Genomic DNA, 26,332 nt, shown 5'->3' on the forward strand with positions numbered 1-26,332 from the left:
TCCCATCTCGTCACCGTCGTACCCGACCGGCCGACTGGTGAGACAGCCGGTGCAGGTAGATCGACCCTGAAGGTATCGACACTTTTGTCGGTGACAGAGTAGCGCGCCACCAGAGCTGTTCGTTGCACCGAACCCCCGCGGCCCGGCGCCGATGGCTGCACCGGCGCCCACGGTCACCGTGTCGGTCACAATGGGGCCGTGCGGAAACTCATCATGGGAATCGTCTTCCTCGTCGCCCTCGGTCTCGTCGTCGACTTCGGGGCGGCGGCCTACGCGGAGTACCGGGTGTCGAGGGAGCTGCGGGCGGGCGCCTCGCTCACGGCGGATCCGGAGGTCACCGTTCACGGGTTCCCGTTCCTCACCCAGGCCTGGGAGGGCGAGTACGACAACATCGAAATCCGCGCACAGGGGGTACAGAGTGATGTGGTGGGCGAGGTGACGATCGAGTCCACCCTCCAGGGCGTCTCGGCCCCGCTGTCCGATCTGGTGGACGGCTCGGTCCAGGCGCTTCCCGTCGATCACCTGACAGGCCGGATGCTGATCGACGCCACCGACCTGGGCAGATTCCTCGGCATACCTGACCTGCAGGTGTCGGCACCGCCGGCGAGCAAATCGGACGGCACCGGCGGATCGGGCGGCTCGGGCATGCCCACGGCGGGGGGCGTGGTCCTCACGGGCACGGTTCCGGTCGGGCCGATCGAGACGACGGTCAGCGTGCAGGCCGACCTCGTTCTCGAGGGCGGCCAGGTGAAGATCGTGGCCAGCGACTTCTACTTCGGACCGGAAGGTCACGCCGACTTCAGCATCCCCGATCCCCTGGCTCCCGCCATCCTCGGACTCTTCACCCGGACGATCGACCCCAGGGAACTACCCTTCGGGGTCCAGCCCACAGAGGTATACGCCGAGGGTTCACAGATTGTCATCGAAGGCGTGGGCAACGACGTGACGATCGACCTCGACGAACTGCAGAACAGATGACCGGAATCACATTGTTGATCGTCACACTGCTCGTCGCCGTCGCGTTCGGGCTTTGGTGGCAACGCAGGCAAGGCAAGGTTCGCACCACGAGCGGGTCGACTGATTCCCTCGTGACCGATGAACGGCGACGGCTCCTCGGGGCCGCCGGCGTGGGCCCCGAAGCGGCAGCATCTCACCATTCGGCGACCGTGCTGCATTTCTCCGCAGACTGGTGCGGCCCTTGCGCCGCCGTGCGCAGGGTGGTGGGACAGGTCGTCCAGGACCTCGGCAACGAGCCGCACCCACCGGCCGAAGTGGAACTCGACATCGACGAATACCCCGCTCTCGCCAAGGAACTGGGCGTTCTGTCCCTGCCGACGACGTTCATTCTGGACAGCGACCTGCGCGAACGTTTTCGGGTGTCCGGTGTGCCTGCCGCAGCCGACCTGCGCGCCGCCTTGGAACCCCTCTCCCGGCCCCCCGCTTCAAATTCCTGAGGAACCGGGTAAACTCACCGACGTGCAATCCAGCCACGAGCTCATGCTCACCCGACGCCGCACGGTTGACCTGTGCCGCCTCGGGGCTTGTTGCTGTACCTGCTGCTGATCACCAGGGCTGTCACTTTCTGCTGACACCGCGGACTCCGCTCACGTGATCGAAACCCGATGACGACGATGTTCGTCGCCCGTCGGAGCCAGGCAAGCATTCAGCACTCACCGCAGGAGCACTTCTCATGTCCACAACCCTCGAAGTCGAGCAGGTCGACGTTCGTGGCCCTCGGTTCGCCGCCTGGGTCACCACCGCCGTCCTGGTCGCCGTGTTCATTCTCTCTACGTTTTCGCTGCTCGCCGCGGGCGTCCTGCTCGCCCTGCAGACCGTCGTCTTCGCAGTCGGTGCGGCCACCGGGCCGCGCCGCAGCCCTTACGGCCGCATCTTCGGCGCACTCGTCGCTCCCCGGCTCGCCCCGGTGACCGAGAAGGAACCCGTCGCACCGCTGCGATTCGCGCAGCTCGTCGGTTTCGTCTTCGCAGCAGTCGGAACCATCGGCTTCCTGGCCGGATCCGGCATCGTCGGCGCCGTGGCCACCGGTTTCGCCCTGTTCGCGGCGTTCCTCAACGCGGCGTTCGGCTTCTGTCTGGGCTGCCAGATCTATCCCCTGGTCGCACGAGTGCGCGCCAGCGCCTGACCGCCACACACCACTGCACCATCCACCCGAACCGAGTAAGTACACATCGAAAGGAACACCATGGCTCGCTCCGATGTCCTAGTCTCCGCCGACTGGGCTGAGCAGAACCTCAATGCCCCCAAGACCGTTTTCGTCGAGGTGGATGAGGACACCAGCGCATACGACGGCGGCCACATCGAGGGTGCCATCCGCCTCGACTGGCGGAAGGACCTGCAGGACGGCGTCCGTCGTGACTTCCTGAACCAGCAGCAGTTCTCCGACCTCCTGTCCGCCAAGGGCGTCGCCAACGACGACACCGTCGTCCTGTACGGCGGCAACAACAACTGGTTCGCCGCCTACGCGTACTGGTACTTCAAGCTGTACGGCCACCAGGACGTCAAGCTGATCGACGGCGGACGCAAGAAGTGGGAACTCGACGGACGCCCCCTGTCCAAGGAGACCGTCAGCCGCCCGGCCACCCAGTACAAGGCCGAGGCCCCCGACCTGTCGATCCGCGCGTTCCGTGACGAGGTCATCGACTCGATCGGCAACAAGAACCTGATCGACGTTCGTTCCCCCGACGAGTTCTCCGGCAAGATCCTCGCCCCGGCGCACCTTCCGCAGGAGCAGGCGCAGCAGCGTGGACACGTCCCCGGCGCCCTGAACATCCCGTGGAGCACCACCGCCAACGAGGACGGCACCTTCAAGTCGGACGACGACCTCGAGAAGCTGTACTCGGAGAAGGGCTACGACGAGTCCAAGCCCACCATCGCGTACTGCCGCATCGGTGAGCGCTCCAGCCACACCTGGTTCGTGCTCAAGGAAATCCTCGGCAAGTCCGATGTCAAGAACTACGACGGCAGCTGGGTCGAATACGGCTCACTCGTCGGCGCCCCGATCGAGTTGGAGGTTCACTGATCATGTGTGGAGCACCCGTACAGACCCAGACCCTGCCCGCAGGCGTGGACGTGGAGAAGGAAACGGTCATCACCGGCCGTGTCCTCGCCACTGACGGTCAGCCGATCGGTGGAGCGTTCGTGCGCCTCCTCGACGGCAGCGGCGAGTTCACCGCCGAGGTCGTTGCCTCGGGTACCGGCGACTTCCGCTTCTTCGCCGCTCCCGGCGACTGGACCGTGCGTGCACTGTCCAGCTCCGGCAACGGCACCGCCACGGTGAGCCCGAGCGGCGCAGGCGTTCACAACGTCGACGTCACCGTCGGCGAGTAGTTTCACCGCACCACGAAGGCCCCGCTCCGTTCACGGAGCGGGGCCTTTCTCGGCTGCGGGGGCCTAGCTGCCCGGGGTTGCAGTGTCCGGCTGCGCTGCTGTATCGCTGCCTTTTTCGGCGTGGGCCAGGTCGGTGATCCAATCGACCAGTTTCTCGCTCTCCCAGTACCAGGGGTCGTTCGGATTGTTGTTCCAGTAGAGCAAGTGCTGGATGAACCCCAGGAAAATGTACGGCTTGACCACCAGGTCGAAGATGTCCTTGTTGTCCTCGAGGAATCCGGCGCCTTCGTCGGCCAGCTTGGCCTGTACCACGTCTGCGCCGGGCCCCGTCGCCCAGTTCAGCGCCTCGACAACCTGCTCGTCGGTCAGCTGAATGTCACGGTCGGGACCGTCGGGGTCATAGCTGAGGTCGGCCACCGTTCGCAGCACATCGAGAAATGATTCCTCCGAAGCGAACCAGTCCTCATGGGTGATGATGTGCACGATGGAGCGCGCAGCCATGCCCGACACCGCGGTCGCGAAGTCGGAGAACGTCTGGCCCGGGTTCAGCACCGTGAAGTGCATCTGACCGAGCACTCCAAACGCGAGCTCGAGAACCGCGATGTCCTGAGGCGCGTCGCACGCGATGTCGTACGGCCTGCAGGCGTAGGTGATCTTCCCGTCCAGCGCGCCGTAGTCGGCGGGCTCGGACGCCATGAATCCCCCACCCGCCGGGCCGGTATCACCGAGCGACGGAGTTCCCGCGGGCCGGTACGGGTCGCCGATCAAGGCCACGCCGACGATGTCGTCCGCGGTCACCAGCGCGGTGGAGTCGCGGTGACCGAGTTCGCGGGCCACCCTTTCCACCACCTCGGCGCCGACGCTGTACCCGACGAGAACGTACTCGGTGGCGTCACCACACTTCTTCTTGTTCTCGTCGAGGATCCGATTGGTCGCGGCAACACCCGCCGCCATCGAATCCTGGTACGTAGGAACGGGTTCGAGGAGCCCGACACCGTAGGTGGAGGGATAGGGGACGTACATCCATCCCACCTTCCCCGGTTCGTCGGCGTTGCGCGCCCCCGTCGGAACCGTCACGTTGCCCACCCAATTCGACCAGAGCTGTCGCTCCTCGTCCGTGAGCGGGTTGCGGTCCTCCGTCGAATCGGTGGCGCCCGACACCGCAACGATCAGGACGTCCGGGCACTCGGTGGCGTAGTTGTTCGGATCCACCCGGTTCGTGTCGGCACTCCCCGAGCCGACACTTCCGGTGTCCGGCGCCGCCACCGCGACCACCGGCATCGCCGACGCGAGAAGAGTTGCTGTGGCGATGATCACACCTTTCATCAGTAGATCAGGGCATGGGCGCAGCATGAAACCTCCATGAATATTGCGGAACGACCTGGCCGGATAGAGAAAGGAGAATCCCGGCCACGAAGGCCGGCGACGCGAGAACGGTACTAGCCGTCCGCGAACGCCGCTCCCGTTTCGACCGTTCGAATGCGTCGGTTTAAGATGGCAGCGTGGTTATCTTCTTCGAGGTACTTCTTGTCCTTGCCGCCGTGTTGATCACGTGGTTCTCGCTGTACACGATCTACCGCCTGGTCACCGACGAGTCGTGAGTTCCTCCCCGGACGCAGGCGCAGATCCGTCTCCCGACCGGCCGGCTTCCGACGAGCAGGCCGGCGATTTCGCGACCGTGCGTCGCGGAAGTGGAGACGCAGCTGTCGCGGCCGCCATCGAGCGCTCCAAGTCGACGGCGTCACGCAACATTCCCCTGCTTCCGGACCTTCCGCTGCCCGAGGACACCGCGAATCTGCGGCTCGGGCCGGACCTCAACAACGAACTCCTGGCGGTACTGCCCCTCGTGGGTGTGTGGCGCGGTGAAGGCGAAGGCCACGACCCCGAAACCGGTGACTATCGATTCGGGCAGCAGATCATCGTCTCTCACAACGGCGGCAACTACCTGAGCTGGGAGTCCCAGTCCTGGGTGCTCGACAGCGAAGGTGAATACGTCCGTCCCGATCTCCGCGAATCCGGTTTCTGGCGCATCAGCGGGGACGGCATACCCGGCAGCACCAACGAAGAAGTCGTCGAGCTGCTTCTCACCCACAGCTCCGGCATCGTCGAATTGTTCTACGGTCGCGCCCTCACGCAGTCGTCGTGGGAACTCGCCACCGATGTCGTCATCCGCAGCACTTCCGGTGCCCTCGTCGGCGGCGCCAAGCGTCTGTACGGCATCGTCGAAGGCGGCGACCTGGCGTACGTCGAGGAACGCATCATCGCTGACGGAGAACTTCTTCCCCGCCTTTCGGCGCGTCTTACCCGCTACATCGGCTGACCCCACCCGTGAGTACTTGTTAACACTCCGCGGTTGATAAGTGCGCACAGTGCGGGCACGGGTTGGGGGCACTCCAGCCACCGCGTCCGAGCACCGTTCGAACCTCCGCGGCGACGACGCACGGACGCCGAGTCACTTCTTCCCAGCCGTACACCAGCGTCGGCTTTCCTGCGATTTCCGCCGCGTTGCCGCGGCGCCGGTCGCGCAGAGCAACCACGCGTGAGGAGTGGTACCGCAATCCATCGAGTCGCACGATCAGTGGAATACCGGTGTCCGAGTAGTCCACGTCTTCGTACAGGGTGCGATCGTCGACGAGAATGGGTGACTGTCGACGCGCTGCCGGTAGCCCGTGCGCCTTCTCCACGTCTGCGGCGTAACGGTGTTCGAGGAGCGATTGAACACCGCCGTCCGACACGGACACGAGTGCTTCGGTCAAAGTCCGACGATATCGGCGCGGTGGCCGCTCCTCGATCCGTCGGAGCAGATCGTGCACCGGAACACCGCCAGTCGTCGCTGCTGCCACGACCACCCGGGCACCAGTTGCTGCCGACGGTTCGGAAACGGCGAGGTCGAGGATGGTGTCCGCTCGCGAAGTCCGAGGTGGCACTGTCGGCACAGTGATGTGGGTATGTGCTCGGGAGCGATGCACGACGACACCGGGATGGAGTAGATCGCCCTCCCTCGGGACGAGCCGTTCGGACCGGCTACCGGCCTGCCGATACGTGGGCGCCTGCGACTCCGCCGACAGTCCGTAGGGCACGGTCACATGGATGGGCGCAGTGGCGTCCACGGACTCGAGCGCCCACTCCTCTGCCGCCGTGCGATGGCTGAGGACCGCCCTCGGACCACCGAACAGCAGGGCCGCCCACAGAGTCATGGAGCGGTCGAGTGGGCCGTTGGTCACCGCATACACGCCGTGGAGCACGGCCGGCCACTGCCCCGACTCGACGCGATGCTGGATCTGGCGGGTCGAAAGACCCAGGTCATGCAACTGCTTGGCGGTGACGACCCCGTGCTGGTAGTCGAGAACGCGCTGAAATTCGGGTGTGCAGTCGGATGTCGCGGTGGTCATGGTCCGAACGGTGCGCAGCGTCACCGACAGAGCTACGGGCGAAGGCCGACGATCGGAACTGGCCTGTGGATAGATGTGAGGTTGTGGATAACCGCCTGTGAGTACTTACTAACAATGGATTGTTAATAAGTACTCACAGGCGCGGAGCGCAGAACGGCCCCCGAGCCTTCCGGTGCGGGTGCACCGGACCCGATCTGGACCAGACCGGGGGCTCGGGGGCCGGGTAGCTGCCTGGGATTCGCTCGCCGCTCGCGCGGTCAGTGAATTCCGTCAGCGGTAGCGGCTAGCTGGCAGCCACCTCACGTGTCCGTTTGTCATTCAACTTCAGACCACCTCCTTCCTCGTGTACTCAAGAAAGTACGCCGCCCTCAGAGCGTCGGCAACGTATTTTCGCTCTCGGCGTTCTCGACGTGAATCACCACGTCAGCGCTGGTATCCTCCGGCAGCTGATGAGTGACCACGACGACGGTGCGCTCTCCCGACACCAGCTTTGCGTCCCGCGCGAGGAGATCCCGCAGCAGCTGCGCTCCGCTTTCCGCGTCGAGATGTTCGGTGGGTTCGTCGAGCAACAGCACGTCGGCGGGTGAGAGGAGGGCGCGGGCGAGCAGCAGCCTGCGACGCTGCCCGCCCGACACCGCCCGGGCGCCGCCGGCGAGCGTGGTGGCCAGGCCCTGCGGCAACCGCGAAACCCAGTCACCGAGTCCCACGGACTCCAGGACGTCGAGCGCCTCATCCTCCTGGAGATCGCCGCGTGCGACGCGCAGATTCTCGAGGACGGATGTGTCGAAGAGGTGCGCGTCTTCGGCGAAGAATCCGATCCGGCGCCGCAGGGAGTCGGGCCGGATGTCGGCCGGCGCGGCACCGTTGACGTCGATCGCCCCCGACACCGGAGGTAGCAGTCCCGCGAGTGTCATCAGCGCCGTGGTCTTACCGGAGCCGCTGCCGCCCACGATCGCGACCCGGGCGCTTGGCGGAAGGTCCAGGTCGATCGGTGCTGTTGTCCTGCCGCCGGGCCATCCGCATCGGAGACCGGTCGTGCGTACGTGCACGGGCCCGTCCAGTTCCCGATTCCCGGGATGCGGGTCGGAGGTGGCGGCATCGAACAGCGCGAGGATCCGACGTGACGCGATCCTGGCCCGGGTCAGCGCGACAGCGGCCGCGGGAAGGGCGCTGGTCGCCTCGAACGCCGACAGCGGCACGAGGACGAGGATGCCCAGGGCCATCGGGCTCATGGTCCCCGACGAGTACAGGGTCATGCCGATCAGCAGTGCCCCGATCACGCTGGCCCCGACCGCGAGCGGGGTCGCGGCGTCGGCGAAGGCACCGGGCACAGCGGCCCGGTCGGTCGCGGCGACGGCGGTCCGCTCGGCAGCGATCGCACCGTCGACGGTGCGGTCGAGTCGACCTGCCACTGTCAGTTCAGCGGCGTGATCGAGCACCGTGACGGCCTCTTCGCTGAAGCGTGCCCGCGCTGCGGCGCTGTCCCTTTCGGACATCAGCGCGGCGCGGGCGGACAGCACCGGCGCCGCAATCCCGGACACGGCGAGCGAGACCGCCAGGATCAGCGCCGCGGCGGGCGAGATGACAGCGAGGATGCCCACGGCGGCCACCGAGAGGACGACCGCGACAGCGATCGGCACCAGCGCACGCACGACGACATCGCCGAGAGTGTCCACGTCGGCCCCGGTGCGAGCAAGGAGGTCGCCGCGGCGCAAACCCGCCGCGGCTGCGGGATTGCCGGCGGCCAGCCGCTGGTACAGCCGACTCCGGGCGGACGTCGTTCCCCTCAGGGCGGTGTCGTGGGTGGCCAGCCGCTCGAGGTAGCGGAACACGCCGCGGGAGATTCCGAGGGCACGGACCGCCACCACGGCGACGCTCAGATCGAGGACGGGCGGCATCTGCCAGGCTCTGGTGATCAGCCACGCCGAGAGCGCGGCGAGTGCCAACGCGCTTCCCAGGGTGGCTACGCCGGCGGCGACGGCCCGCAGCACTCTCTTCGGCTCGAGTTCGAGGAGCGGGAGAGCTCGCAGGAGCGGGTCATTCGACATCGGCGCGCACCTCGATCACAGAGTCGGCGGCTGCCAGCACACTGGCCCGGTGCGCGATGACGACGACTGTCTTTCCCGCCGCCGCGAGTCTGCGCAGTGAGTGGAGCACGGTGTCTTCCGACCTGTCGTCGAGATGCGCTGTCGGTTCGTCGAGGATCAGGACGGGACGGCGGGTGGCGAGCACACGGGTCAGCGCGAGCCGCTGACGCTGGCCCAGCGACAAGCCGGCTCCGCCTGCCCCGACACGGGTGGCCCACCCGTCCGGAAGCTCGGCGAGAACCGCATCGAAACCGGTTGCCGCGCAGGCTGCCTCGATATCAACCACGTCGCCGATCAACCGAAGGTTCTCCTCGAGGGTGCCGGGTACCAGGACGGGACGCTGCGGCAACCAGGCCACCTGCGCCCACCACGCGGTCCGGTCGAGTTGCGGGACAGGCGTTCCGGCCACCCGCACCTCACCTGCATCCGCGTCCGTGAGGGCCAGAAGTACCTGCACGGCCGTCGACTTCCCGGAGCCGTTCGGTCCGGTCAGCGCGGTGACCCGAGCAGGCTCGAGCACTCCCGACAAGGCATGCGGCGCCATCCCGCGGCGCGACTGCACACTGACGCCGTCGAACTCGATGCTCGCCCCTCGTGCGTCGATGCGGCCGATGCCGCCACCGTTGCCGGGCCGTTCGGTATCGATCACCGCGAATGCCCGGTCGGCGGCCGCCATTCCGTCTTCCGCGGCATGAAAGCGTGTTCCGACCATCCTCAGTGGAAGATACACCTCGGGCGCGAGGATGAGCGCCACAATTCCTGCCTCCAGGCTCATCTCGCCGTATACCAGACGAAGACCGATACTGACGGCGACCAACGCGACGCACAGTGTCGCAAGCAGTTCGAGCACCATGGACGACAGGAACGCCACCCGCAGGGCGGACATCGCGGTGCGGCGATGTGCGTCACCGAGTTCGCGCACGCGTGCGGCGGGGCCCTGCTCACGACCCAGCGCGCGGAGCGTCGGCAGACCGGCGAGTAGGTCGAGCAGCTGCGACGACAGTGCCGTCATCGCGGTCAGCGTCTTCGCAGCCTTGCCTCGGGTCAGTAGCCCGATGAGGATCATGAAGATCGGGATCAACGGCAACGTGACGAAGATGATCGCCGCGGACGTCAGGTCCTGAAAGGCGATGACCGCCAGGGTCGCCGGGGTGAGCGTGGCGGCCAGAACCAGGGCGGGGAGATACCCCGTGAGATAGGGCAGCAGACCGTCGATCCCGCGCGTCAGTACCGTTGCGATCTCGTCCCGACGCACGTCGAGGTCGCGGGGCCGAATCCGGGCGGCGACACCGAGCACTTCACCCTTCAGTTCTGCCACGACCCGACTGGCCGCGCGATGGGCGAACCTCGACTGCAACCAGGTGCCGAGTACCCGAACTCCCATCGCCAACAGGAGAACCGACAGTTCGGTGGTCCATCGGCGAACGTCGGTGACGTCGTCGACGATGATTCCCGCGAGTATCCGCCCGAGGGCCAGGGCCGAGATGACGACCATCGCGACGTTGACGACCGACAGGCCGACGGTCAGGACGAGATAACCGCGAGCCGCGGCGGAGTAGCGCCACAACCGGGGGTCGATCGGCGGCCGTGAACCGGCCTTCCCGGTGAGACGCTCACCGGGGAGACTAAGTTCGCTTCCTGCGTCGACGCTCATCTGCGCCCGAGTGGGAGACCGATCGACGGCGGGATCTGCTTGGTCGAAATACGTTGCCGGAAAACCCAGTACGTCCAGCCCTGGTAGAGGAGGACCACCGGAGTGAGGAAGGCAGCCGCCCAGGTCATCACTGTCAGCGTGTACGGAGTCGAGGACGCGTTGTCGACAGTCAGGCTGTACGCGGCGTCGAGGGTGGACGGCATGACGTCGGGGAACAGCGAACCGAACAGCAGCACCACGCTCGCGATGATGGCGATCGACGTCAGTGCGAATGCCCAGCCCTCACGTCCGGCCCGGGTGAGCGCGACCACCCCGGCGAGAGCAGCGGCTGCCGCGGCCACCAGGATCCAGGTCCACCCCTTGCCGTGCGCCAACTGTGTCCACAAGACGAACGCCCCGGCCACCGGAAGTGTGGGCAGTGCCAGCTTCGCTGCCAGTTCGACGGCGTCGACGCGGACCTCGTCGGCGGTCTTCAGCGCCAGGAAGACGGCTCCATGCAATGCGAACAGGAGCGCCGTGGTCAGACCACCGAGCAGCGCGTAGGGATTGAGCAGATCGAGAAGACTGGAGGTGACCACCTTCTCGGCATTGATGTCCACTCCCCGCACGATGTTCGCGAAGGCCACACCCCACAGCACCGCGGGGACCCACGACCCGAAGACGATGCCCCAGTCACAACGCCGGCGCCAGGTGTCGTCGTCGATCTTGCCGCGGTACTCGATGGCACAGATCCGCACGATGAGGGCCACCAGAATGAGCAGGAGCGGCAGGTAGAAACCGGAGAACAAGGTGGCGTACCACTCGGGGAACGCTGCGAACAAGGCACCGCCCGCCGTGATCAGCCACACCTCGTTGCCGTCCCACACAGGACCGATGGTGTTGAGGACGACTCGCCGGCGAGTGTCGCTGTCGGCATCCTTGCGCCTGCCGAGCACCGGCATCAGCATCCCGACGCCGAAGTCGAATCCCTCCAGCACGAAGTAGCCGGTGAAGAGCACCGCGATCAGGATGAACCACACTTCTACCAGTCCCATGACCGTCTCTCCTAGTAGGCGAACGAGAGTTGCTTCGGCGTGCCCGGTTCTTCGGGTTCCTCGTCGTCGTCACCCGGCGGATGGGCGTCGTGCTCGAGTGGCCCCTCGACGGCGTAGCGACGAATCAGCATGAACCACACCACACCCAGTGCGCCGTACAGGAGCGTGAAGGTGATCAGCGAGAACCACACCGTCCACACCGAGTGATGCGACACGCCCTGGTCGACCGTCAGCCGGATCATGTCCACCCCGGTGGGATTGGGCGCGACCACCCAGGGCTGGCGGCCCATCTCGGTGAAGATCCAGCCGGCACTGTTGGCGAGGAAGGGTGTCGGGATCGCGGCGATGCTGAGCCACGAAAACCACTTCTGGTCGGGGACACGGTTGCCGCGGGTGAGCCACAACCCGGCCACCGCAAGCAGAGCGGAACCGGCGGCCAGACCGATCATCGCGCGGAACGACCAGTAGGTGACGAACAGGTTGGGGCGATAGTTGCCCGGACCGAACTGCTCCTCGTACTGGGCCTGCAGATCCTCGACGCCCTGCAACGTCACTCCGGTGAACTCGCCCTCGGCGAGATACGACAGGACGAAGGGCACTTCGAGCACATGCTTCACACCGTCGCAGTTGTTGTGGGTGCCGACCGTGAGAATGGAGAAGTCGGGGTCGGTCGCGGTGTGACACAACGATTCTGCCGACGCCATCTTCATGGGCTGCTGCTCGAACATCAGCTTGCCCTGCACGTCGCCGGTGTAGACGAGTCCGACACCGGCGGCAATCACCACCAGGAGCGACAGGCGCGCGGCCGGACGGAACATGCTCCGTGCGTCACCTTCGAGCTTCGCCGCCTCGGGTGCGGTGGCCGTCCGCGCCCGTCGCATGTTGCGCACCATCCACCATCCGGAGATACCCGCGACGAACGTTCCGGCGGTCAGGAACGCCCCTGCCACCGCATGCGGGAAGGCTGCCATCGCCGTGTTGTTGGTGAGCAGCGCCCAGATGCTGGTGAGCTCGGCGCGACCGGTGTCGGGGTTGTACGTGGCGCCGACCGGATGCTGCATGAAGGAGTTGGCCGCGATGATGAAGTACGCGGACGCATTCACCCCGACCGCGACCAGCCAGATGGTCGCCAGGTGGACGAGCTTCGGCAGCCGGCCCCAGCCGAAGATCCACAGCCCCAGGAAGGTCGACTCGAGGAAGAATGCGACGAGCCCCTCGAGCGCCAGCGGGGCGCCGAACACGTCTCCCACGAAGCGCGAGTACTCGCTCCAGTTCATGCCGAACTGGAATTCCTGCACAATGCCGGTCGCGACCCCGAGCGCGAAGTTGATCAGAAAGAGCTTGCCGAAGAATTTGGTGAGCCGATACCAGTGGGCCTTACCGGTGATCACCCACATCGTCTGCATTGCAGCGATCAGAGGCGCGAGCCCGATCGTCAGCGGGACGAGAATGAAGTGATAAACGGTGGTGATGCCGAACTGCCACCGGGAGACATCCAGGGTATCCATGGCTACTCCGAAACTGGGCCCTAGGACAGGCTTCGGGTTCGAGGCGTGGGCATCCGCTCGATCCCTGTGCGCGTGATCCTGTCGAGGCAGTCCTTTTTTGCGAGACGCTTCCCTCGCACGACTTCCCCGACGGGACCTAGCTACTACTGAATGTAGTAGGCCTGTCAAGCCTCGGCGGACTCCGAGCCCGCGGTCTCGACCGCAAGGTCCACCAGCTTCACGATCTCGTCAGCGAGAGGGGGCTCCGGAAGCACCAGTCCGTCGATCTTGCGCACCCGCGCTGCCATGGTGACGCTGGAGATCAGCCAAACACCTTCTGCGGTAATGAGATCCGCGGGACGCAGCGCGGCATACTCACAGCGGAAGCCTTTCTTGGACGCCACGTCGTACAGCGCCTGCTGCGTGGTCCCCGGCAGTATGCCGTGCTCCGGCGGCGGCGTGAGGAGCGTTTTCTCCCGGGCGATGACGACGGTGGAACGTGGCCCTTCCAACACATTGCCTTCACTACTGACGAAGATCACATCGTCGGCGCCCAACGTCGCCGCGTAGCGCAGAGCCGCCATGTTGGTCGCATATGACAAGGTCTTGGCCCCGAGCAGCTGCCACGGCGCACTCGCCGACAGGTCCACGGAGTACCCACGCGCCAGTGTGAGAACCGCCACGCCGTCGCGACGAGCGTCGAGAATGCGATCGGACACCGCACCGATCGTGACGAACGCCGTCGGGTCACCCCCGGATTCCCTCCCCCGGCTGAGCACCAGACGCATCGCACCCTCACGTTCGGAGCCCCACTGTTCCACGGCAAGCTCGATGGCGAGGCGCCACTCGTCGAGATCCAGCATCGGCAGGGCGAGGGCCCGGGCGGACGTCACGAGCCGGGACAGATGCGGTTCCACCTTGAGCGCCCGGCCGCCGCGGACGAGCAGCGTCTCGAAGACACCGTCGCCGCGCACCACCGCCAGATCGTCCGCGTACAGGAGCGGGGCGTTCGCATCGCGTACCTCGTGGTCCAGCGTCACCAGCACTGCATCAGACATGGAGCCAGCCTATCCACCCTGCCTGCCGCCCCACCCCCTCCGTGGTCCCTAGACTGGGTTCGTGGTCGACAAACTGCCCGTTTCACCCAGTCCACTTCTCACGACCCCGGGCGCTGTCCGCGCGCCCGACGACTCGCCGGACGCCGGGGTCGCATGGCACCACGGCGACCCCCTCGGGGAACAGCGCAGCGCCGAGCGTTCCGCCGTGGTCATCGATCGGTCCCACCGTTTCGTCCTCGCCGTCGCGGGTGCCGAACGACTGACCTGGCTGCACACCATCTCCAGCCAGCACATCGCCGCCCTCGCCGACGGTGAGGGCGCGGAGAACCTCAGCCTCGACGTCAACGGCCGCGTCGAACACCACTTCGTGCAGACCGAGCTCGCCGGCGTCACCTGGATCGACACCGAGACCGGTCGCGGACCCGACCTCCTGTCGTTCCTCACCAAGATGGTGTTCTGGGCCAAGGCCGAACCCCGCGACGGGAACGAGCTGGCGGTCCTCACCGTGATCGGACCGGACGCTCCCGCCACACTCGAGGGGGCCGGAGCCCCCGCACCCACCGAGCCGTACGCCGCCGTCGCACTGGCGGGCGGCGGATTCGTTCGCCGCATGCCATGGCCCACCGACTCCTCGTTCGACCTGCTGGTTCCCCGCGAGCAGCTGACTGACTGGTGGGCCCGGCTCACGGCGGCGGGAGCCGCACCAGCCGGAACGTGGGCCTTCGAGGCGCTCCGGGTCGCGGCCCTGCGGCCCCGCCTCGGACTCGACACCGACGAACGCACCATCCCGCACGAAGTCCGGTGGATCGGCGGTCCTGCCGAGCATGGGGCCGTCCACCTGGAGAAGGGCTGCTACCGCGGGCAGGAGACGGTGGCCCGTGTGCACAATCTCGGCAAGCCGCCCCGACACCTCGTGCTGCTGCACCTCGACGGGAGCGCCGAAGGTCGCCCCGAAACCGGTGACCCTGTCACCGCAGGCGGCCGCACAGTGGGCCGTGTGGGCACGGTGATCGACCATCATGAATTCGGTCCCATCGCCCTCGCCCTGATCAAACGCTCCATTCCCGTCGACACCGAGTTGGTCACGGGACCGTGCGCCGCCTCCATCGATCCCGACTCCGTTCCCACCGAGGAGACCGTGCAGGCCGGCCGGGCCGCCGTCGAGCGGCTGCGCGGACGGTGAGCGCAGGCGCCGGGGCGGCCGGCGAGGTGCTGGCCGTCTGCGTCTTGCACACCGAGCGGGACAGTGGTGTCCGACGCGTGGAACGCACGGCTATCGACAAGCGTCCCGTGGACGGTCCGATACGGGTGACGGCCACGGGGCTGGCAGGCGACTACGTCTGCGACACCAAGTACCACGGCGGCCCGTTCAAAGCCGTGTACGCGTATCTGGAAGACGAGGCTCGGCGGTGGGAGGTGGAGCTCGGCCGCGAATTACCACCGGGCTGGTTCGGCGAAAATCTGCGGCTACGCGGCGTCCCGACGAGCGACGCGGTGATCGGGGAGCGTTGGCGGATCGGCACCACCGTCCTGGAAGTCGACAGCCCCCGAACGCCCTGCCGCACCTTTGCGGTGTGGGCAGGCGAGGAGCACTGGGTCAAGCGCTTCACTCGGCGCGGGGACACGGGTGCCTACCTGCGGGTGGTGACGGAAGGGTCGATCAGTGCCGGTGACACCGTGCACCGCCACCACGTACCCGCGCACGGTGTCACCGTGCGCGATCTCTTCACCGGCCGCGACTCCGAGCGCTGCGCCGCTCTGCTCGCGCAGCAGGAGGACCTCTCGCCGGCCGCCGCCCAGATGGCCCGGCGCATCGTCGAGCGAGCGGGCATCGCCGAACCGGAGGACAAGGTGACGACGTGAGCATCGAACTCGTCGAGGTGGTTCGATCAGGGTTCCGCGAGTGCGTCCATCGAGGATCCGCGGTGATCCTGCGTCCGGACGGCGATATTGCCGTCGCGGTCGGCGAGGTGCATACGCCGATCTACCCGCGCTCGTCCAACAAACCCTGGCAAGCGGTGACGCTCCTCAGGAACGGCTTCGCGCCGACGAGTGCGGAGGAACTCGCGATTGCGACCGCCTCGCACGAAGGGGAATCGGACCACGTCGAGCTGGTCGAGGAACTACTTCTCCGCCACGGACTCGACGAGGATCAGCTCCGCTGTCCCGCGGATCTTCCGTCCAACGAACTCGCCCGCGCCGAACTGCTGGCGGCCGGAGAACTCCCCCGGCCGGTCTACATGAACTGCTCGGGCAAGCATGCCGCGATGCTCGCCACCTGCCTGGTCAACGACTGGCCGCTGGACAGCTACCTCGAGCCGACGCACCCGTTGCAACTCGCGGTCGTCGAGACCCTCGGGTCGATCAGCGGTGAGGTCGACGCGGAGTTGGGGATCGACGGTTGCGGCCTCCCGATCGTCCCGCTGTCGTTGACACATCTGGCGCGGGCTTTCGCGCGGCTCGTCACGGCCGAGCCCGATTCACCGGAGCGCGCCGTCGCCGACGCCATTCGGGAGCACCCCTATCTGATCTCGGGCACCGGAAAGGACGACGCCCGGCTGATGCCGGTGGTGCCCGGCCTGGTGTCGAAGGCCGGCGCCGAGGGCGTCTACGCCGGAGCACTGCCGGACGGTTCGGCGTTCGCGTTCAAGATCGAGGACGGCCACGAGCGGGCCCGCCTGCCGCTGGCGGCAGCCCTGCTGCACAGGATGGGCGCGGAGTGGACGGAGGACCTCGCTGCCCTCGCCTCGCAGCCCGTGCTCGGTGGCGGCGTCCGGGTGGGGACGGTCCGCGCGATTCCCGGAGTGTTCTGAGCCGAATAATTTCGGCATTCTGGCTGCTCGCGCACTGGGTGAGACACAACAGACACCACGACAGGCGGTGGATGGAAGCGCGAGCGACTTTTCCACGCTAGAGTGTGGGCAGGAACTTACACACTCAAACGGGGCCGCCAAATTCCCCAGGCCGCCCCGCGAAAGCGCGAGGGGGTCAGCCATGGGCCGCGGCCGGGCTAAGGCAAAGCAGACCAAGGTTGCACGCGAGTTGAAGTACAGCGTACCGACCACGGATTTTGACAGCCTGCAACGAGAGCTCTCAGGTGGGTCGTCCAACTCGCATCGGGACGAGGTCTTTGCTGACCAGCGTGCCGACAGGGAGGGGTACTCCTTGGAGGACGATGACGACTGGCGGCGTTGATAGTAGCGACAAGGAAATGAGGGGGAGCCGAGTCCGGCTCCCCCTCATTTCCACATCTTCAGCCGGACAGGGCCGCTAGCTCGCCCCGTCCGGCTTTGTCAGATCGTCGTCAGAATCGCGGGTGGTCCCCGGCGAGCTGAGCCCGCAGCTCCGAGGCGTCGTGCGACTTCTTGATGCTGCCCAACGTCCAGCAGTCGATGTGCCGTGCCGTCAGGACGGCCAGCGCACGATCGACGTCCTCGGGAGCCACGATGGCAACCATGCCGACACCCATGTTGAACGTCTGCTCCATCTCACTGCGCTCGACGCGACCGCGCTGCGCGATCATCGCGAAGATGGGAGCGGGGCTCCAGGTTCCGCGATCGAGTTCCGCGACGAGCCCCTTGGGCATGACCCGGGCCAGGTTGTTGGCGAGTCCCCCGCCGGTGACGTGGCAGAACGTGCGCACGTCGGTCTCGGCGGCGAGAGCCAGGCAGTCCTTCGCGTAGATCTTCGTGGGCTCGAGCATTTCTTCGCCCAGCGTGCGGCCGAACTCGTCGACGTGTGCCGTCAAGCTCATGTGGTCGATCTCGAGCAGCACCTTGCGGGCGAGCGAGTAACCATTGGAATGCAGCCCGGAGGAGCCCATGGCGATCACGACGTCGCCGGGCCGGACCCGGTCGGGACCGAGTACCTGGTCGGCCTCGACCACGCCGATGCCGGTCGCCGACAGGTCGTAGTCGCCGTCGGCCATCACGCCGGGGTGCTCTGCCGTCTCGCCGCCCAGCAGCGCGCAGCCGGCCTGGATGCAGCCCTCGGCGATGCCGCTGACCAGCTCGGCGACCCGCTCGGGGACGACCCTTCCGACAGCGATGTAGTCCTGGAGGAACAGCGGCTCGGCGCCGCACACCACGAGATCGTCGACGACCATCGCGACCAGGTCGAGTCCGACCGTGTCGTGCTTGTCGAGCGCCTGGGCGACGGCGAGCTTGGTGCCGACACCGTCCGTGGAGGCCGCGAGCAGCGGCTCCTTGTAATCACCCTTGAGCGCGAACAGACCCGCGAATCCACCCAAACCACCGAGAACCTCGGGACGGCTGGCCTTCTTGGCCAGGGGCGCGAAGAGTTCCACCGCCCGATCGCCTGCGGCGATGTCGACTCCCGCGGCGGCGTAGGACGCTCCAGGGCGACTTGTCGGATCCTCGGTCATGTGGTTGTTACTCCAGCCTTCTGTTGCTCGTCAATGTGGTGTCGGTCGGGCAATCGAGTGCTGTGATTGCGCCCTTACGGTACCGGAGCACATTCGACGGCCGACCCGATGTACTGGCCTAGGGTCGGCTGAGCGCGTGCGCGTTGTCGTTGTCCCGGGTGGCGGGACCGCCGGCCGCGCTCTCGAGCATTCCCTCGAGGACGTTCTTGCCGATCGACGTTTCCGTCGGGAGTGCGATGGGATAGGTGCCGGTGAAGCACGCCGTGCACAGCCGCGTGGCGGGCTGCTCGGTGGCCGCGATCATCCCGTCGGTGGAGATGTAGCCGAGGGTGTCGGCGCCGATGGATCGGCGGACGCCTTCGAGCATCTCGTCGAAGCTTCCGGGTTCGGCTCCGCCACCGGCGCCGTTGGCGATCAGCTCGGCAGGCGAGGCGAAGTCGATGCCGTAGAAGCAGGGCCATTTGACCGGCGGTGAGGCGATCCGGACGTGGATTTCGAGAGCACCCGCCTCCCGCAGCATCCGGATGAGTGCGCGCTGCGTGTTGCCGCGGACGATGGAGTCGTCCACCACGACGAGACGTTTACCTCGGATGACTTCCTTCAGCGGGTTGAGCTTGAGCCGGATACCGAGCTGACGAATGGTCTGGGACGGCTGGATGAAGGTACGGCCCACGTAGGCGTTCTTCATCAACCCCTGGCCGTACGGAATACCCGACCCCTGCGCGTACCCGACCGCGGCCGGGGTGCCCGACTCCGGAACCGGAATGACGAGGTCACCGTCGGCCGGATGCTCGGTGGCGAGTCGACGGCCGATCTCGACGCGGGTGGAGTGCACCGAACGACCGGCGATCACGCTGTCCGGGCGCGCCAGGTACACGTACTCGAACACGCAGCCCTTGGGCTCGGGGTTCGCGAAGCGGGAGGAGCGGACTCCGTCGGCGTCGATGGCGAGAAGTTCACCGGGCTCGATGTCGCGGACGAAGGATGCACCGACGATGTCGAGGGCGGCGGTCTCGCTGGCGACCACCCAGCCGCGGTCCAGGCGGCCGAGACAGAGTGGGCGGATGCCGTGCGGGTCTCGCGCCGCGTAGAGAGTGTGCTCGTCCATGAAGGTGAGACAGAACGCGCCGCGCAGCGTCGGCAGCAGCTTCATGGCCGCCTGCTCGATGGTGCTGTCCGTGGCGGCATGCGCGAGGAGGGCACCGACGACATCCGAATCGGAGGTGGCGCCGCCCGGGCGCTTGTCGTTGACCAGCCCGGCTTCCCGCGCCCGTCCGGCCAACTCCGCGGTGTTCACCAGGTTGCCGTTGTGTCCGAGAGCGATGCCGCTGCCCGCGGCGGTGGTCCGGAAGATCGGCTGGGCGTTCTCCCACGTGGTCGATCCCGTGGTCGAGTATCGGCAGTGCCCTACGGCGACGTGCCCGGGCATGGCGGCCAGCGTTTGCTCGTCGAACACCTGACTGACCAGACCGAGGTCCTTGAACACCAGCACCTGGGAGCCGTCCGCGACGGCAATGCCTGCCGCTTCCTGTCCACGGTGCTGCAGAGCATAGAGCCCGTAGTACGTGAGTTTCGCCACATCCTCTCCCGGCGCCCAGACGCCGAAGACGCCGCATTCTTCGCGGGGTTCGTTCTCGTCCTCATCGGACGGGTTCGAAGAGAGGAGATTAGGACTGTTGACCGACAGATCGGCTCTGGTCACCGGGGTGCTCCCTGGGGATGGGCGTGTGAGGGGCACCCACAGTCTACGTGCCTTCGGCGGTCGGCTCGGCCACGGTGCCCCATGCGTGTGTGCAGATCCCGGATGGACGGACCGACATCGGTTAGTTTCGATACCGATCGAACGCTCGGATCGACAGAGTGGGGGTCTTCCGTTGACTGTCCGCACGACGGCTTCGACCGCGGCCACACGCCTCCTCGACGCCTTCGTTGGCGTCATCGGAATACCACTTCCGGGGCGCGTCCGATGCTGGGACGGCTCCGAGGCGGGGGCCGATGCGGACCTCACCGTCGTGTTCCGGAATCGCCGGGCGGTCACTGGCCACGTTCCTCCGCCTCGCCGGTCCCGGCCTGCCACCGCGGCCGCCCTCCGTGGAGGTGTCGCGACGCCGCGGCGCCAAGCACACCAAGGCGCGCGACGCATCATCCGTCTCACACCACTACGACGTGGGCAACGACTTCTACCGGCTCTTCCTGGGCCCGACGATGGTGTACTCATGCGGGTACTGGGACCGGCAGCCGGAGAGTTCCGGCGACACCGGAACGCTCGACGACGCGCAGATCGACAAACTGGATCTGGTCTGCCGCAAGCTCGGACTCGGACCGGGCATGCGACTGCTGGACGTCGGCTGCGGCTGGGGGTCGATGGCGCTCTGTGCCGCCGAGAAGTACGACGTGTCCGTCGTCGGGATCACGCTGAGCCGTGAGCAGTGCCAATGGGCGCGGGCGCGGGTGGAGGAGGCGGGACTGACCGACCGGATCGAGATTCGGGTGCAGAATTATCGCGACGTCGCCGACGGGCCCTACGACGCCATCTCCAGCATCGGTATGTCGGAATACGTGGGCGCGACGGCGAGGCGCTGCCGTTGAGCAGAACGGTGGACGCATTCGAACGCGCCGGACTCGAAGTCCGCGACACCAAGGCGCTGCGCGAGCACTACGCGCTCATTCTGCGCGCCTGGGTCGACCGGGCTGCCGCGCACCCGTTCGTTGTGGCTGGGCTGACTACACCCGCAGCAGCGGCAACCAGTGGGCGATCTCGCCGGCGCGGGCTCCGGACACGGTGACCCCGCCGCCCTGAGTCGCCTCATCGAAGTCGATCAGGCCCGTCACGAGGAGCAACCAGGTCCGCGGGTCGGTTTCCACCACGTTGGGTGGTGTGCCCCTCGTGTGGCGCGGCCCCTCGATGCACTGCACCGCCACGAACGGGGGAACCCTCACCTCGACACTCGATCCGGGGGCCACCTGCTCGAGAGTTCGGGCGCTGAGCCGGACCGCCGCAGCGAGGACGGTTCGGGACGGCTTCTCGGCGGTGTCCTCGCGTAACCACGGGCCGATTTCCAGGACGGCCGCCCTCATCTCGGCTGGGTTCACGGCTCGACGCGGCATGCCTTCAATCTACTGGTCCGGGTTCCGCGGCCCGGGCGGCCACCGCGCCGGCGACGTTGACCGAAAGGTGCAGCAGTGCGGGCGCTACGACGCTGCCGCTCCGGCGCCTCAGCTCTTCGAACAACACCCCCGATGCGGCGGTGACGATCACCGTGCCGAGGACACTCTCGTGCGCGAGTCGGGCAGCCCGAAGGTGCCAGAGTCCGAACGTCACCGCGTGCAACGCACGCGCGGTCCGCGGTGACCACACCCGTTGCAGAACGGCGCTCAGGACGCTGCGGAACAGCAGTTCCTCGGCGACCACCGTGCCCACGGGAATCCGAAAACCGACCCAGCCGTAGAAGTCCGCGGAATGCGCTGCGCGCCGTACCCCACTTCGCCACGGCTGCGCCACTACGGCCGTGGCACCTGCGACCACCGGGATCAGCGCCGCCGCCGCGCCGTATCGCAGTCCCGCAGGCACTGTGGAAGGGGACAACCCTAGTTCGTTCCGGTTGTACCCGGCGGCGCGCGCCACTCCCACCGCATTCAGCGCCGTTGCGGCGCCGGCGACCGCGCGCCCGTACGGCCCCCACCCGCACCGCGGAAGTATCCCGTTGTTCCACACCACGACCGCCGCTGCCACCAACACGGACGACGATCTGCTCACTTCTCGGGACCCTCGCTACCGGCAAGCATGTCGAGAGCCGTCCGGACCCGCATGGTGTCGAGCGGTGTCCATCCCTCGGGCTGAGCAACGGTGACCCACCCGTCGAGCACCAGCGTCCCGTAATTGTGGCCGTGCCCGTCCGGTACTCCGGCCGCGTTGGTGAGATCCGCCGACACCTGCCAGAACGTCACGAAGGGAAACCATTTCATCGACGGTGAGCGGTCGTCGCCCGGCGGTTCCTTCAACCAGTCCGGTCTGGTGAACGCGAGGTCCGGCGACCACCACACCACCGGATCGGATGCGTGTTGCACGTACAGGATCCGGGGAGAAAGCCACTCCCCGGTGTTGTCGACCATGTCGGCGGCGTCGTCGGCGAATCGCACCACCAGACCCGCGGCGTACTCCGGATCCACCTCAGAAGTGCCGGGGTCACGACGCTCGATCAACTGCCCCCACAAGCGGTTTGCATTCGGCGGGCCCACCCAGAGCACACCGTCGACGGTCTGCCGGATGTCGGTCAGCGTGTCGAAGGCACCCTCCCCCGCCTGAGTCCCGAGACTCTCGCCGTAGACGAGCAACTTGGGACGGGTCGCCTCGGGCTCCTGGAGCCAACGTTCGTGAACCCGGCCGATGAGTTGTCGTCCCGCCTCGGCGGCCTTGTCTCGGTCGGCGAGGAAGGACACCCAACTCGGCAGGAAGGAATACTGACTGGCCACCAACGCGGTGTTTCCGTTGTGGACGAGCTCGATAGCCTGCGCTGCAGTGGGATTCACCCATCCCGTTCCCGTGGTCGGGATGACCACCAGCACCTCGCGCTGGAATGCCCCGGTCCGCTCGAGTTCGTCGATGACGATGTCCATGCGGGCCTCCGCGTCCTCGGCCGTCTCGAGGCCGGCATAGACACGGATCGGGTTTACGGCCGGTGTGCCGTTCGCTGCAGTGAGACCGGCTGCGTCCAACCCCCGGGAGACGAAATTGCGGCCCTCGTACCCGAGCGTGTCCCACGGCGCGAACGACGCCGGGCTGCCCGACTTTTCGGGGTCGACCGGCTGGACGACACCGTCCCGGGTGGACGAATTCTGCAGGCTGAACCCTAGATTGGCGACGGAATAGATGCCGCGTACCAGAACCCCGTCGACGAGGAGGAGAAACAACACCGTGACGATGAGGATGCCCGCTGTCGTGGCGGTGGGAATGGCGAGGTGCCAGCGCCGGATCAGACGGCCCGCTATCCATCGCACCAACTCGCGCAGCAGCCGCCACCCCGAGACGATGGCCCCACCGACCAGCAAGCTGAGCCCACCGGTGCGGATGTATCCCGTGGTCGTGGTGCCCTCGGCGCCCATCAGGCCCGCGATCTCTCGCTGCCACGCCGCCGAGTACCCGAGCATCACCAGGCTCACCACCACGGAGGTGACCGTGACGAATACCGTGATCGTGGTGGACCGTGATTCCGGCAGCGGCCACCACGTCTTGCGTCGCAAAAAGTACCGGCGCACGGCCCAACCCAGCGCCGTACCGAACGCATAGCCGATCGCGGCGTTGATCCCCCCGATCAAACCCTGGAACAACCAGTCACGAGGCAGCAACGACGGCGTGAGCGACCAGCAGAAGAACAGCGTCGCACAGGCGATGCCGGTGACGTCGAGACGCAGGAGACGCCACAATCTTTCGAGCCGGGAGTCGCGAAGACGGATCGATCCACCGAGCCGCGGGCGTTCCCGCGGCTCGGTGTCAATCCTGTCCAGCGCCCCCGATTCGACCACGCATCACCCGAACAACGCCGGCAGGGTCGCTTCTGACGTCGCGCGCAGTTCGGCAAGGGTGATCGAGAATTGTCCCTGGATCTCCACGGAGTCGGAGCCTTCGTCCACCACACCGATGCGCACCCACGGGAGGTTACGTGCCGTGCACATTCCGGTAAAGCGAGTTTCTTCCGTACGCGGAACGGCGACGAGCACGCGACCCGACGACTCGGAGAACAAGGTGACGAACGGATCGGCGTCGTCGGGAAGCAGGATGCGGCAACCGGTTTCACCGGCAAGCGCGGCCTCGACGACAGCCTGCGCGAGGCCACCCTCCGACAGGTCGTGTGCGGCAGACACCAGGCCGTCACGCGAAGACGCCAGGAGGATGTCGGCGAGAAGCTGCTCGCGGTCGAGGTCGACCCGCGGGGGAACGCCGCCGAGATGTCCGTGCTCGACCTGCGACCAGATCGAACCGTCGAATTCGTCGCGGGTTTCGCCGAGCAGGATCAGCGTTTCACCGGGCTCGAGACCGAGGCCCGTGGGGATGCGCCGGTGCACGTCGTCGATGACGCCGAGCACTGCGACCACCGGGGTGGGCAGGATCGGTGTGGAACCGGTCTGGTTGTAGAAGCTCACGTTGCCACCGGTGACGGGAATGCCCAGCTTGGCGCAGCCATCGGCCAGACCGCGCACGGCCTGCTGGAACTGCCACATCACGCCCGGGTCTTCCGGAGATCCGAAATTGAGGCAGTTGCTGACGGCCTTCGGGGTGGCTCCGGTGACGGCAACGTTGCGGAACGCCTCGGCGAGTGCCAGCTGCGCTCCGGTGTACGGGTCGAGTGCGGTGTAGCGGCCGGACGCGTCGGTGGCCAGGGCGATGCCGCGGCCTGTCTTCTCGTCGACGCGGATGACACCGGAATCGGCATTTTCGGCCAGTACCGTGTTGCCGCGGACGTAACGGTCGTACTGCTCGGTGATCCACTTCCGGCTGCACAGCGCCGGCGACGCGATCATCTTCAGCAGCGTCGCCTTCAGCTCCTCGGCGGACTCGGGCCGCTTCAGCCCCGCCGTGGTGTTCCCGACCAGCGCATCCTGGCTCGCGGGCCGCTGCACCGGACGCTCGTACACAGGGCCCTCGTGGGCGACGGTGCGCGGCGGCACGTCGACGACGGTTTCGCCGTGCCAGGAAATGGTGAGACGGTCACCGTCGGTGACCTCACCGATCACCGTGGCGAGAACGTCCCACTTCTTGCACACGGCCATGAACGCATCCACGTTCTCGGGCGTCACGACGGCACACATACGTTCCTGCGACTCGCTGGAGAGCACCTCCGCCGCCGTCATACCCGTCGCGCGCATCGGGACCTGTTCGAGGTCGATGTGCATGCCGCCGTCGCCGGCCGCGGCCAACTCGGACGTGGCGCAGGACAGTCCGGCACCGCCGAGGTCCTGGATACCGACCACGAGCTTGGCGGCATACAGCTCGAGACAGCACTCGATGAGCACCTTCTCGGTGAACGGATCGCCCACCTGCACCGCCGGGAGCTTCTTCCGGCTTTTCGATGCTCCGCCGTCGGCTTCGTCCCCGCTCTCGTCGCCGTCGAACGTCTCCGACGCGAGCACGGACACGCCGCCGATGCCGTCGAGTCCGGTGCGGGCACCGAACAGAATGATCTTGTTACCGGCGCCCGAGGCGAAGGCGAGATGCAGATCCTCGACGCGCATGGCACCGGCACACAGCGCGTTGACCAGGGGATTTCCCGCGTACGACTCGTCGAACACGGTCTCGCCGCCCACATTGGGCAGCCCGAGCGAGTTGCCGTAGCCACCGACACCGCGCACCACACCGTCGACCACGCGCCGGGTGTCGGGTGCATCCGCCGCACCGAAACGCAGCTGGTCCATGACGGCGATGGGACGCGCGCCCATGGCCATGATGTCGCGGACGATGCCGCCGACACCGGTGGCCGCACCCTGGTAGGGCTCGACGTAGGACGGATGGTTGTGGCTCTCGACCTTGAAGGTGACGGCCCAGCCGTCACCGATATCGACCACTCCGGCGTTCTCCCCGATACCGGCGAGCATCGAGGAGCGCATCTCGTCGGTGGTGGTCTCACCGAAGTACTTCAGGTGCACCTTGGAAGATTTGTACGAGCAGTGCTCACTCCACATCACCGAGTACATCGCCAGCTCGGCCTCGGTGGGGCGCCGACCAAGGATCTCCTTGATACGGGCGTACTCGTCGTCCTTGAGGCCGAGCTCCTTGTAAGGCTGCGCGACTTCGGGGTTCGCGGCGGCGGCGGTGACGGTATCGACCGGGTGTGCTGACACTGGAGGTGTGGTCCCTTCCCTACGGGAGTCAAGAGCGGCAAGCCGGAGTCAG

General features: G+C 66.8%; 23 protein-coding genes and 1 pseudogene. 11 read left to right on the forward strand and 13 right to left on the reverse strand.

Translation table 11 applies throughout. The annotated features are described in order from the left end of the window. Positions 1-198: 198 nt before the first annotated feature. The 5 genes from JQT59_RS32365 (at position 199) to JQT59_RS32385 (ending at position 3,348) form a co-directional block, all read left to right on the forward strand. Complete coding sequence (locus tag JQT59_RS32365) at positions 199-978, forward strand: LmeA family phospholipid-binding protein (protein ID WP_109327246.1); 780 nt, start codon at positions 199-201, stop codon at positions 976-978. Further along, complete coding sequence (locus JQT59_RS32370; protein ID WP_213573469.1) at positions 975-1,454, forward strand: thioredoxin family protein; 480 nt, start codon at positions 975-977, stop codon at positions 1,452-1,454. The genes JQT59_RS32365 and JQT59_RS32370 overlap by 4 nt, the downstream gene beginning before the upstream one ends. A gap of 236 nt (positions 1,455-1,690) precedes the next feature. Further along, a complete protein-coding gene (locus JQT59_RS32375) occupies positions 1,691-2,143 on the forward strand; it encodes a DUF4395 domain-containing protein (protein WP_213573470.1) in 453 nt (150 codons plus the stop codon). A gap of 60 nt (positions 2,144-2,203) precedes the next feature. Next, the gene (locus tag JQT59_RS32380) at positions 2,204-3,040 is read left to right on the forward strand and encodes a sulfurtransferase (RefSeq protein ID WP_213573471.1); all 837 of its coding nucleotides are present in this window, start codon (positions 2,204-2,206) and stop codon (positions 3,038-3,040) included. A 2-nt stretch (positions 3,041-3,042) separates the two neighbouring features. Next, a complete protein-coding gene (locus tag JQT59_RS32385; protein WP_159919651.1) occupies positions 3,043-3,348 on the forward strand; it encodes a DUF1416 domain-containing protein in 306 nt (101 codons plus the stop codon). A 63-nt stretch (positions 3,349-3,411) separates the two neighbouring features. On the opposite strand, the gene JQT59_RS32390 is transcribed toward JQT59_RS32385, so the two are convergent. Next, complete coding sequence (locus tag JQT59_RS32390) at positions 3,412-4,701, reverse strand: cutinase family protein (protein ID WP_502939758.1); 1,290 nt, start codon at positions 4,699-4,701, stop codon at positions 3,412-3,414. Between the two features lie 325 nt (positions 4,702-5,026). Between JQT59_RS32390 and JQT59_RS32395 the strand changes: the two genes are divergently transcribed. Next, a complete protein-coding gene (locus tag JQT59_RS32395; RefSeq protein WP_213578283.1) occupies positions 5,027-5,668 on the forward strand; it encodes a heme-binding beta-barrel domain-containing protein in 642 nt (213 codons plus the stop codon). Between the two features lie 19 nt (positions 5,669-5,687). Here the strand turns inward: JQT59_RS32395 and JQT59_RS32400 are convergent, their stop codons facing one another. The 6 genes from JQT59_RS32400 to JQT59_RS32425 all read right to left on the reverse strand — a co-directional run bounded on the left by JQT59_RS32400 (position 5,688) and on the right by JQT59_RS32425 (position 14,060). Beyond that, on the reverse strand, positions 5,688-6,740 hold the full coding sequence (locus JQT59_RS32400; RefSeq protein ID WP_213573472.1) for a type IV toxin-antitoxin system AbiEi family antitoxin domain-containing protein: 1,053 nt from the start codon (positions 6,738-6,740) through the stop codon (positions 5,688-5,690). A 368-nt stretch (positions 6,741-7,108) separates the two neighbouring features. Next, entirely contained in the window at positions 7,109-8,788 is a 1,680-nt protein-coding gene (cydC, locus tag JQT59_RS32405) for a thiol reductant ABC exporter subunit CydC (RefSeq protein ID WP_213573473.1), read from the reverse strand. After that, positions 8,778-10,481: a thiol reductant ABC exporter subunit CydD gene (gene cydD / locus JQT59_RS32410; protein WP_213573474.1), complete on the reverse strand. Its 1,704-nt coding sequence runs from the start codon at positions 10,479-10,481 to the stop codon at positions 8,778-8,780. The genes cydC and cydD overlap by 11 nt, the downstream gene beginning before the upstream one ends. Further along, entirely contained in the window at positions 10,478-11,515 is a 1,038-nt protein-coding gene (gene cydB / locus JQT59_RS32415) for a cytochrome d ubiquinol oxidase subunit II (RefSeq protein ID WP_213573475.1), read from the reverse strand. The genes cydD and cydB overlap by 4 nt, the downstream gene beginning before the upstream one ends. A gap of 11 nt (positions 11,516-11,526) precedes the next feature. Next, positions 11,527-13,023 carry a cytochrome ubiquinol oxidase subunit I gene (locus JQT59_RS32420; RefSeq protein ID WP_213573476.1) on the reverse strand — a complete coding sequence of 499 codons (1,497 nt, stop codon included), beginning with the start codon at positions 13,021-13,023 and terminating at the stop codon, positions 11,527-11,529. Positions 13,024-13,187: 164 nt separating this feature from the next. Next, positions 13,188-14,060, reverse strand: a complete 873-nt coding sequence (locus JQT59_RS32425; RefSeq protein WP_213573477.1) for an aminodeoxychorismate lyase — start codon at positions 14,058-14,060, stop codon at positions 13,188-13,190. Positions 14,061-14,121: 61 nt separating this feature from the next. On the opposite strand from JQT59_RS32425, the gene ygfZ reads away from it, so the two are divergent. From ygfZ to JQT59_RS32445, 4 genes are all read left to right on the forward strand, one after another. Continuing rightward, a complete protein-coding gene (ygfZ, locus tag JQT59_RS32430) occupies positions 14,122-15,243 on the forward strand; it encodes a CAF17-like 4Fe-4S cluster assembly/insertion protein YgfZ (protein WP_213573478.1) in 1,122 nt (373 codons plus the stop codon). Next, positions 15,240-15,923 (forward strand): MOSC domain-containing protein, encoded by a 684-nt coding sequence (locus JQT59_RS32435; RefSeq protein ID WP_213573479.1) that lies wholly within the window; start codon positions 15,240-15,242, stop codon positions 15,921-15,923. Before ygfZ ends, JQT59_RS32435 begins: the two co-directional genes overlap by 4 nt. Continuing rightward, positions 15,920-16,873 carry an asparaginase gene (locus JQT59_RS32440; RefSeq protein WP_213573480.1) on the forward strand — a complete coding sequence of 318 codons (954 nt, stop codon included), beginning with the start codon at positions 15,920-15,922 and terminating at the stop codon, positions 16,871-16,873. The genes JQT59_RS32435 and JQT59_RS32440 overlap by 4 nt, the downstream gene beginning before the upstream one ends. 181 nt (positions 16,874-17,054) lie before the next feature. Next, complete coding sequence (locus JQT59_RS32445) at positions 17,055-17,255, forward strand: DUF3073 domain-containing protein (RefSeq protein WP_109327228.1); 201 nt, start codon at positions 17,055-17,057, stop codon at positions 17,253-17,255. A gap of 109 nt (positions 17,256-17,364) precedes the next feature. On the opposite strand, the gene purM is transcribed toward JQT59_RS32445, so the two are convergent. Both purM and purF read right to left on the reverse strand, forming a co-directional pair. Continuing rightward, entirely contained in the window at positions 17,365-18,444 is a 1,080-nt protein-coding gene (gene purM / locus JQT59_RS32450; RefSeq protein ID WP_109327226.1) for a phosphoribosylformylglycinamidine cyclo-ligase, read from the reverse strand. Between the two features lie 118 nt (positions 18,445-18,562). Further along, positions 18,563-20,146 (reverse strand): amidophosphoribosyltransferase, encoded by a 1,584-nt coding sequence (gene purF, locus JQT59_RS32455; protein ID WP_109327225.1) that lies wholly within the window; start codon positions 20,144-20,146, stop codon positions 18,563-18,565. Between the two features lie 172 nt (positions 20,147-20,318). Between purF and JQT59_RS32460 the strand changes: the two are divergent. Beyond that, positions 20,319-21,134 (forward strand): annotated as a pseudogene (locus JQT59_RS32460) (class I SAM-dependent methyltransferase); the annotation flags it as partial. A gap of 34 nt (positions 21,135-21,168) precedes the next feature. Here the strand turns inward: JQT59_RS32460 and JQT59_RS32465 are convergent. Genes JQT59_RS32465 through purL form a run of 4 tightly spaced genes read right to left on the reverse strand, consistent with a single transcriptional unit; the run spans position 21,169 to position 26,280 of the window. Further along, the gene (locus JQT59_RS32465) at positions 21,169-21,552 is read right to left on the reverse strand and encodes a sterol carrier family protein (RefSeq protein WP_213573481.1); all 384 of its coding nucleotides are present in this window, start codon (positions 21,550-21,552) and stop codon (positions 21,169-21,171) included. 4 nt (positions 21,553-21,556) lie between these two features. Continuing rightward, on the reverse strand, positions 21,557-22,201 hold the full coding sequence (locus JQT59_RS32470; protein ID WP_213573482.1) for a CPBP family intramembrane glutamic endopeptidase: 645 nt from the start codon (positions 22,199-22,201) through the stop codon (positions 21,557-21,559). Further along, a complete protein-coding gene (locus JQT59_RS32475) occupies positions 22,198-23,967 on the reverse strand; it encodes an alpha/beta hydrolase (protein WP_213573483.1) in 1,770 nt (589 codons plus the stop codon). The genes JQT59_RS32470 and JQT59_RS32475 overlap by 4 nt, the downstream gene beginning before the upstream one ends. A 3-nt stretch (positions 23,968-23,970) precedes the next feature. Then, positions 23,971-26,280, reverse strand: a complete 2,310-nt coding sequence (gene purL, locus JQT59_RS32480) for a phosphoribosylformylglycinamidine synthase subunit PurL (protein WP_213573484.1) — start codon at positions 26,278-26,280, stop codon at positions 23,971-23,973. Between the last annotated feature and the right edge of the window lie 52 nt (positions 26,281-26,332).

Source organism: Rhodococcus sp. USK13 (assembly GCF_018343855.1).
GTDB classification, from domain to species: Bacteria; Actinomycetota; Actinomycetes; order Mycobacteriales; family Mycobacteriaceae; genus Rhodococcus_F; species Rhodococcus_F oxybenzonivorans.